Raw genomic sequence first — 8882 nt, 5'->3', positions numbered from 1 at the left:
TGCTCCACCACATGCTGCTCACCCGGACTCGAACTTTCGTGACGCGAAAATGAAAATGCCGCGATCAACTGATCGCGGCATCGGCTTTCATGCGAATGACATTGGCGGCGCTGGCTGAGCCATCGAGCCAAAAGGACAATTCGGCGTACTGCTTGAACAAATCCGGCGGCAGGATCGTGCGCCGCGATTGCAGTTCGACCCTCGGTTTGACCTTGTGCAGGCCCGAGACCCCTAGGGCCTGGTCGAACTCCGGCGCGTCGTAGGCGAGGTTGTCAAAGTCATGCTCGAACCAGGGTTCGCCGATGAAATCGTAGACCAGACGCATCACCCGATCCGGCGCCTGGGTCAGCAGGTCGTAGTCGACGATCAGCAACGAGTCGGCGTGTTCGCCGTAATAGGCTTCCTTGAGCGCCGCCCAGGCAAACCCCACCAGGCGATTGCGCTGGGCCAGGGTTTCGCAACGGCTGTAGACGGTGTTGCGCTCGACCGCGTCGCCGAACAACTTGGTGTTTTCAAAGGGGTTGGCGCGGTACAGGCGCTCGATGCTGTCCATGACCCAGGCGACATTGCGCACGCAGGCAATGACCTTGGCTTGAGGGAACAGGTCGCTGATGGCCGGCAGGCGCGAGCTCCATAACCGATTGGTGTCGAACACCACCGGTTTGTCGGCCTTGTCGGCGTAGAAGGAGTCGAACAGACCACGCAGCAAACGTCGGCGCAGATCGGTATCGATCACCGCGCCAAACTCACTGCCGGCGCTGCACTGCTCCAGAACACCGGAAAACAGCGCGCCCACGGGGCTGGTCATGCCGGCGTGAAAGCGTGGGTTCTGCAACAGAATGGCAGAAAGCAGGGTCGAGCCTGAACGCGGCAAGCCGGAGATAAAGTGGTACTGCTGCATCCCTTCACCTAGTCATAAGTCCTTTATGTATGACGGAGCGTAGACTATGAATTGGCGCAGCAGTAGTAGTGTTTAGATATCAAATCGAAGCTAAATCGTCTGAAAAACAAGATTTTTGTTACTGGCTCAATGCAACACGAATAAGCGCGCATTGGCGCCACCGGCCTGCGTTTCGCCAACGTTCTGCCAGCCGGCGGGCAGCGGCGCGAATTCATCCGGCACTCCTACAGTGCCGATCAACCACACCCGCCCCGTACCTTTGTGCAAGCTGCCAAGGCTGTCGAGGTAGATGTCCTGGGTCACCAACGTGCCAAATCCATAGGCATTCGGCCGGCTCGAAGCACCACCGGGTAACGGTGGCGTGTACAGCAACGGCTTGGCGTCGGTGCGGTTGTAATAGACATAGCTGAGGTACCAGAGCATGTCGCTGGTGACGATCCGGTCACCGGCCACGAAGTGCTGGTTCACGTAATTGACCATGACGTTGAACTGATCGTTGGTATCGACCGTGGCGTTGTTGTTCAAGCCCACCAACTCGACACCGGCAAACACCACCAGCACCGTCAGGGCCAGCACCCGGAAGCCCGAATACAGGCGATCAATGGCCAGGGCGGCAATCATCGGCAGACCGAGGGCGTACGCGGTGAGGTAACGCTCGATGAACACCGGCGAGATCAACGACACCGAAAACACCAGCAACAACGGCAAAACGGTATAGATCACCACCAATGCACTGCCACGAATGACACTGCGATCACGCGCCAGCGCCACCCACGCCAAGGCCAGCAACGCCAAGGGCAATGTGAGGAAAATCAGCGTCGGCAGGTTCTCGCCATCGTCCTGGATCAGAAACGACCAGATCATCGATGGCAATGAACCGAGCGTGACCGGCGCCTCCCACCCGACATCGCCATTGGCCTTGAGCTGATCCATGTGCTGCACCAGATCGATCAGGCTCGGCACCCAAGGCAGGTACAACAACACGATGGCTACATTCGCCAGCCACCAGCCCGGGCGTTGAATATGCCGCAAGCGATAGCCCGGCTGCAGGCGGATCACCCCCAGATACAGCCAGTGGCAAAGCACGCACAGGGCGGTGAAGTAATGGGTGTAAAACGCAGCGCTCATGAGCAGCACATACGCCACCAGATAACGCATGCGCCGGGGGTATCTGATCCAGTAGACCAGGGCAATCGTGGCGGCGAGCAGCCACAGGCCCAGCAGCGAATACATCCGTACTTCCTGACTGTAACGCACCGCCGTGGGCAGCAGCGCCAGCAGCAAACCGGTCAGCAGCGCGGCACGTCGGGTGGCGAGCAAGTCCACCAGCCAGACGCCGAGCCATACCGTGGCAATCCCGGGTAACGCGCTGAGACTGCGGATCGAAAAAATACCGTCGCCGAACAGCGCGATCCAGCCATGCAGCAGCATGAAATACAGCGGCGGATGCACATCGTGGGCAGCGTGCACCCAGATCTCGACAAGGGAATATTGGCTGAGCAGCAGGCTGGAACCTTCGTCGCCCCAGATAGCCGCCGCCGTCAGGTCGTAGAAACGCACCAGCGCGGCCAAGGCCAGGATCGGCAACAGCCCATGCTCGCGCACCCACCGAAGCAAGCGTTTAACACTCGCCCAGGCACCGGGTGACGCTTGCGGGCCTTGGGTGCCGTCGAGCGGCAATTCTCTATACGCCTCCATTGCCTCCCCTCAGGACTGCCGGTGAAAAAGCGTGAAGCCGGCAATCACTGTAGGGCAGCGACAGCGCTGCCGTCGATGCTGGCTTTGCGACCAACGACATTCGGCATTCATACGGATCTACTACGCTCTGGCGTGGCGTGACCCAGCCACGGAGATGAATGGAGTCGGCAATTCGCAACGATGTGCCCGCACGGGCAAATCTGCGTGGCGCGCCACAACTAACCTGAGGGATGAGGAACTATGGAAGTATTCATGGGCACTGTGCAGTCTTTCGCCTTTAACTTTGCGCCTAACGGCTGGGCCCTGTGCAACGGCCAGACGCTGGGAGTCTCGCAATACCAGGCGCTTTTCTCACTGCTGGGAACCTACTATGGAGGCAATGGCTCAACCAACTTCATGCTACCCAACCTGCAAGGCCGAGTGCCGATTGCGCAAGGCAACGGGCTGGGCCTGACCCCCCGCGTCATCGGCGAATTCTCCGGGACGGAGAACGTCACCGCGACCATCACCAATCTGCCGAATCATACCCACGCGTTGTCCGGGCTCACGGCCACCACCTCCCTGCAACTGGCCAGCCCGGCGAGCAACCCGGTCACCAATCCAACCGCGACCAACGCGTACATCGGCGCTTCGGGCGGCGGCCCGGGCTCGGCAAGCATCTACTCCGATGCACAAGGCGCTGCGGCCGTACCGCTCAAGGGCGTAGCGACCGCTGTGACGGGGGAAATCTCGTCTGCGGGTAACGGCTTGCCGATGGAAACGATGAACCCGTTCCTCGTGCTCAACTTCAGCGTTGCCTTGAACGGATTGTTCCCTTCGCGCAATTGAGGTCTGGCCGGGGGATGCCAATCCTCCGGCCTTTTTTTTGGGGAGTGATGCCATGTTGCAACAGGTTCAAAGCCGACACTTTCAAGCGCTGGTGGGCAAGACGGGGACGCTGCGGTTGCCGGATGGCAGTGAATTGCCGATCCACATCGACACGCTTGAAGAAACGCCCCGTTCGCGGATGCCGAACAGCGAGCGCGTGCCGTTCAGTGTCGAGTTCAATAGCCTGGAACCCACCGCGTTTGTTGATGGATTATGCACGCTGGAGCTGCCCGAGTTGGGTCAGGTGCAGGACATCTTTGTCTCCCGTGTACCCGCCATGGGGCGCGACCCGGGGGTGGGATATTTCCACATCGCCTTCAACTGACCACACCGCTCCCACATTTGATTGGTGGTGGATTCAGCCTTGTGGATACCACACCAACCGCTCCGCCGCCGGGTTGCGCTCTTCAACCTGGAACCCCAGCGCCAGGTAATGCTGGCGCGCATGAGGATTGCTGGCCCAGACCACCGTCGCCACCGGGCAGCGGATCTGCTGCGCGGCTTTTTGCACGCCTTGCAGCACCTTGCGGCCAAAACCCTGGCCGCGAGCCTGTGGAATGAACGCCAGGTACAGCACGCGAATTTCATTGGGGCCAAAATCGGTGGTCAGTGCGCCGATCGCCGTGTCGAGTTTTTCAATCACGTAATGCATGGCGTTGGGGAAACGTTCGCCCAAACCCTGCTCCTGCACCTGAAACTGCTGGGCGACCACCTGCTCGACGACTTCCCGCTCGCCATCGATCCATTGCAAATCCGGCCGCGCCGCCTGGTAAAGGCTTTGCAGAAAAGGTCCATCGCTGGTCCGCGAGGGCCGGACCACCAAGCCATCGGCGGCCACTGAATCGGTATTTGCCATCGCTGCTCTCCTTAGAAACCACTTTCCCTGACACCCAGCGCGGCCATGCGCCGCCAAGCCACGCCCAACAATGATTCACCGCTGCCCTGCAACACCACCACACCGCGCAAGGGTTGCATCGGCGTCGGTGCGTGCTCGAGGGTGCTCAACCGCGCCCCGTATTGTCCCTGCACCGGTTCTGCCCGTTGATGCGCATCCCGGCGGACCGCAATCGGCCCGTGGTGATCGGAGGTCAGCGCCTCCTGATCGACATAGGCCGCGCCATTGGTGTCGATTTCGGTCAATTGCACGGCGATCGCCGGGTGCATCGGATCGTCAGCGATGAACCGTCCGGTGGCGCCTGGCGCCACGCGCCACAGTTCGGCTTCGGCCAGATAGCCGCGCAACCTTGCGCCGTCTTCGACGACCCGCGCCAGCGGATCTTTGGTCGACAACCAGCGACCGACCACCCATTGCGGAAGCAGATCGCGCACGGTGCCGGCATGGGGCGCGCGTAGCAGCAGACGTTCACGCTGGGCAGCAAGTCCACGGTATTCCGCCACCGCTTCGGCCAGGCGTTGTTCGACGATACCCGCGTCGGCGGCGGTTTCACTGCGACTGGCCTGACGTCGCATCTGCAACTGCTGGATCTGGATTTCGCGACGAACGATGGCCTGGCGCGAGTCCAGGTCCGGCGACTCCAGCTCGATCAACACCTCGCCCTGCGCAACCACTTGGCCGTCCAGCACATTCACCGTTTTGACCCGCGCCGCGACCGGCGCGTGCAACGCACTGGCGCGTCCCGCTTCAAGCATCGTCGGCAACTCCACCGCACTGCGCCACGGCAAGACCAGCACCAGCACCAGTCCGAGCAACACCAGACCGCTGAGCAACACTCGGGGTGCATACGCCTGCTCCCGTCGACTCCACCATTGCCGCCACTCGCTCAAGATCGGAAAAAAGATGAACCACACCAGCTCCACCAGCATCAGGAAAATCCCCAACACCTTGAAGAACAAGTGATAGACCGCGAGCGCAATCCCGAAAAACAACGCCGCGCGCCACAGCCATGCGCCGTAGCCCCATATCAGCAAACGGCGCTGCATTTTCGGCGACCAAGGCTCCGGCGCCGGCGCTCCATAACCGAACAAAAACTCGCGCAATCGCCAGCGACACAAGGCAAAAGCTCGCCCTTGAAGGTTGTCCACCTCCCAGAAATCGCTGAGCAAAAAGTAACCATCGAAACGCATGAACGGGTTGAGGTTGATCACCAGCGTGGTGATCCAGGTCGCACTGGCGAGCATGAACGCCGCGGTGCGTCCGGGGCCGTCAGGCAGCAGTGACCAGACCAGCAGGGCGATGCTCGCCAGAAGCAATTCTGCCAACACACCACCCGCGCCGATCAGCAGCCGCGCGCGGCGATCATTGACCCGCCAGGCATCGCTGACGTCGGTGTAAAACATCGGCAGCAACACCATGAACGCCACGCCCATGCTCTGCACCCGACAGCCTGCGCACTTGGCCATGAAGGCGTGGCCGAACTCGTGACAAAGCTTGGCGAAAAACAGCGCCACGCCGAACGCCAGCGCGCCGCCGAGGCTGAACAGGTGCGGGAAAGTGGCGATAAACCGCTGCCAGTCCCGAGAGACAAGAAACACCCCGAGTCCCAAGATTGCCGGCAATCCGTAGCGCAGCGCTCGCGGGCCGAAGCGCTCCAGCCACGGCCAGGCACGATTGAGAAAAGCGTCGGGGCGCCACAGGGGAATGCGGAAAAACAGGTATTGGTGCAGCAGAATCTGCCACAGCGTCTGACGCTGGGCGGCTGCCTTCAGGCTGTAACTGGCGCGCTGTTGCGGGTCGAGCGCGCTGATCAGATCGTGGCCGCGCAAAAAGCCCAGCAACTGCTCCAGCTCCGCGCCATCCAGCGGCAAGCCGGGCTCGCGGTTGGCGGCGCGCAGCACTTGTTCGGGATCACCCAACGACCAATGACGCAGCAAACGCATCGCGGCGGCGCCGAGTTTGAAATAGCGCCCGCGCACCGGGTCGGCCAGGGTCCAGCGCGGCGAGCCATCGAGGGCCGGAGCCGCCACGGACAGTTGCAAGTCGGCCCGCAGGCTCGGCAGACTCATCTAAAAACCCACACTCTGACGCAAACCGGCCAGCGGTCGACGCAACAGGTACAACGCCAACGGCGCACGGTCGCCGAAAATTTTCGCGGTTCCGCGCAGGCCGATGCGCGGCGGTACGCCCTCGAAATTCGCATCCAGACGATAGGCCAGTTGTCCGGCAGCGGTGGGTTGCGCCTCATAGGCCGAGCGTTCGAGTTTCGCCAGGTGCCGTTGCAACGGATCACTGTCGAGAAACAGCGCGACCTGCGCGCCCGGTTCAAGGGAAATCGCATCGCCCACCGCCAGTTCGATGCGCAATTCGGCCTGGGTCGGGTCAGCGATTTCCATCAGCCGCTCGCCGGTCTGCACCGGTTTGCCGGTCCAGCGCTCCGCGTCGGCGAACACCGCGATACCGCCGCGCTCGGCGCGAACTTCACTGCGCTTGAGCAGTTCGCGGGCGTAGTCCCGTTCGGCGCGTTTTTGCTCGACTCGCGCGGCCAACAGATCGATCTTCGAACTCGATTCGGCGTCGGCGAACGAGCGTTGGGAATTGGCCTTCAACTCAGCTTCGGCCACCCCCAACGCACGCTCGGCCACGTCAGCCTGGGCCTTTAGCGTGGTGCTTTCGAAGCGCAGCAACAGGTCGCCGGCTTTGACCGTCTGATTGGGTTTGACCAGGAACTCGGCGATCACGCCGTCCAGTGGCGCAGCCACCACGCGGCCACCCAATGGAACCACTTCTGCCGGCGCCAGCACCGATTGGCGCACCGGGATCAGCAACGCGAGCAACAGGAGCGCGACCAGGGCCGCCCGACGTTTTCGGGTCCAGCGCAGCCGCCACGGCTTGCGCGGTTGCAGTGCCAGGCAGGCGTGACTGTAGGTGTCGCCCAATTGCGACAGCAGCACTTGCTCGGAAGGATTCCACGGCAGATCCCGCGCCAACCACAGACCACCAAACACCTCACCCTGGTGATCAATCAACGGCAGCCAGAACACCTGAGCCGCAGAAAGACTTTGCCAATCAGCCTGTATCGATTCGCTGAGCCCATTCACCGGGATCACCCGTGCCTGCTTCAGCACACCGGCCTTGAACAGCTGCGCCACGGCCTGCTCGACGAATGCCACGAACGGCGCATTCGGGTCTACGGCGCTGACACCCGTGACTGCCTGCACCTTGCCGGCGATCAACAGCGCCGCATGACGAAACCCAAACAATGCCTGCCCGTCATTGACCAGGCTGTAGGCCAGTTGCGCAGGCGTGCGCGCAGCGCGGGTCAGGCGTTCGAGATCCAGAAACCTGGCGAAGACTTGTTCAGCAGCACCGGCAACGGGCGCGTTCATTTAAGCTCCGCGAAACTCGCCGTGCCGCTCATGCCGGCCAGCAAACCGTTGGCATTGGGCAGTGTCGCGACCAGCAACAAAGTCTGGCTGCCTTCGTCAATTCGAGCGCCAAGGCGCTTGACCGTGGCGTCCAGCGGCTGACCGGTTTCATCGGGGACAAAGCTGAAAGTCTGGCCAGGCTTGAGCCGGGCCATCCAGCGTGACGGCACCAGCAGATGGATTTCCAAAGTGCGGTTGTCGACCACGTCCAGCAACGGCGTACCGGCCGCCACGCTTTCATAGCGCTTGACCTTGCGCTCAACGACCTGGCCATCGAACGGCGCCAGCACGCTGCAGCGTTTGACCTGAACCTGATACACCTGCGACTGCGCCTGCGTCTCGCTGACCTTGGCCTCGGCCCGCGCCACTTCAAAACGCCCGACCGAATTCAACGCCGCCAGCTGTTTGTTGTGCGACAGCTCTTCACCCGCGCCCCGGCTGGCAGCCTGAGCCGCATTGAGCTGGGCCTGATAAGCCGAGCAATCGAAACGCGCCAGCGTATCGCCCTTCTTGAACGACTCGCCCTCACTGAACGGCAACTCGACAATGCGCCCGGACAATTCACTGGCAAGTACCGCCTGATCCCGGGCACGCAACACGCCACGAGCCTCACGGCTGGCCGTCGCTTGGCTTCCAGAGGCGCTGTTTTCCAACAGTGGGTCCTCTGGCGCGGGCGTTTGCGCCTGAACGGCGCATGTCACCAAGGTCAATCCAATAACCCAAAAACGAACACGCCGCATAACCGTATCTCCCTGACGGATGAGCGGAGTCTATGACAGGGTGGGTGGGCGTCAAGTGGATGGATGTCATTGGATGGAAATGTGCTGTTTCAAAATAGCAAGATTTCTCAGCACAGATACTTGGGCTTTCCTTCAGTACCCATCGGTAATAAATCCCACATCAAATTGGGAACATACATTCAGTCGATAAGGAGAGCGGTGGTGGACACTTCTGACTTTTATCGAAATGCGGCCCCTCAACACTTTTTCTGTAGCAATCAATAACAACTCAGGCCAACAACGCCTTGACCATCGCCTGGGCCAGTGATCAAAACTGGCTCGCCGGTGCTGTAAATCTTTCAGTCGAGCAGAGC

8 protein-coding genes are annotated in these 8882 nt (G+C 61.3%); 2 read left to right on the top strand and 6 right to left on the bottom strand.

Annotated features, from left to right (window positions below; translation table 11 throughout):
• Window positions 1-64: 64 nt before the first annotated feature.
• Together ACA072_RS00780 and ACA072_RS00775 are read right to left on the bottom strand one after the other, a co-directional pair.
• The gene (locus ACA072_RS00780) at window positions 65-901 is read right to left on the bottom strand and encodes a sulfotransferase family protein (protein WP_497622480.1); all 837 of its coding nucleotides are present in this window, start codon (window positions 899-901) and stop codon (window positions 65-67) included.
• 126 nt (window positions 902-1027) lie between these two features.
• Window positions 1028-2599, bottom strand: coding sequence for a glycosyltransferase family 39 protein (locus ACA072_RS00775; protein ID WP_497622478.1), 1572 nt, complete (start codon window positions 2597-2599; stop codon window positions 1028-1030).
• 240 nt (window positions 2600-2839) lie between these two features.
• Here ACA072_RS00775 and ACA072_RS00770 point away from each other — a divergent pair, with 240 nt between their 5' ends.
• Both ACA072_RS00770 and ACA072_RS00765 read left to right on the top strand, forming a co-directional pair.
• Complete coding sequence (locus ACA072_RS00770; protein WP_497622477.1) at window positions 2840-3427, top strand: phage tail protein; 588 nt, start codon at window positions 2840-2842, stop codon at window positions 3425-3427.
• 52 nt (window positions 3428-3479) lie between these two features.
• The gene (locus ACA072_RS00765; protein WP_497622475.1) at window positions 3480-3791 is read left to right on the top strand and encodes a DUF6916 family protein; all 312 of its coding nucleotides are present in this window, start codon (window positions 3480-3482) and stop codon (window positions 3789-3791) included.
• Between the two features lie 33 nt (window positions 3792-3824).
• On the opposite strand, the gene ACA072_RS00760 is transcribed toward ACA072_RS00765, so the two are convergent.
• The 4 genes from ACA072_RS00760 to ACA072_RS00745 are packed head-to-tail and all read right to left on the bottom strand — an operon-like array spanning window position 3825 to window position 8529.
• The gene (locus ACA072_RS00760; protein ID WP_497622473.1) at window positions 3825-4322 is read right to left on the bottom strand and encodes a GNAT family N-acetyltransferase; all 498 of its coding nucleotides are present in this window, start codon (window positions 4320-4322) and stop codon (window positions 3825-3827) included.
• Window positions 4323-4333: 11 nt separating this feature from the next.
• Complete coding sequence (locus tag ACA072_RS00755) at window positions 4334-6430, bottom strand: site-2 protease family protein (protein WP_497622472.1); 2097 nt, start codon at window positions 6428-6430, stop codon at window positions 4334-4336.
• On the bottom strand, window positions 6431-7750 hold the full coding sequence (locus ACA072_RS00750) for an efflux RND transporter periplasmic adaptor subunit (protein WP_497622469.1): 1320 nt from the start codon (window positions 7748-7750) through the stop codon (window positions 6431-6433).
• Window positions 7747-8529, bottom strand: a complete 783-nt coding sequence (locus ACA072_RS00745; protein ID WP_497622467.1) for an efflux RND transporter periplasmic adaptor subunit — start codon at window positions 8527-8529, stop codon at window positions 7747-7749. The genes ACA072_RS00750 and ACA072_RS00745 overlap by 4 nt, the downstream gene beginning before the upstream one ends.
• Window positions 8530-8882 lie beyond the last annotated feature (353 nt).

The sequence above is a fragment of the Pseudomonas sp. LBUM1656 genome, assembly GCF_059716065.1.
This window is presented reverse-complemented; position numbering and strand designations above follow the sequence as displayed.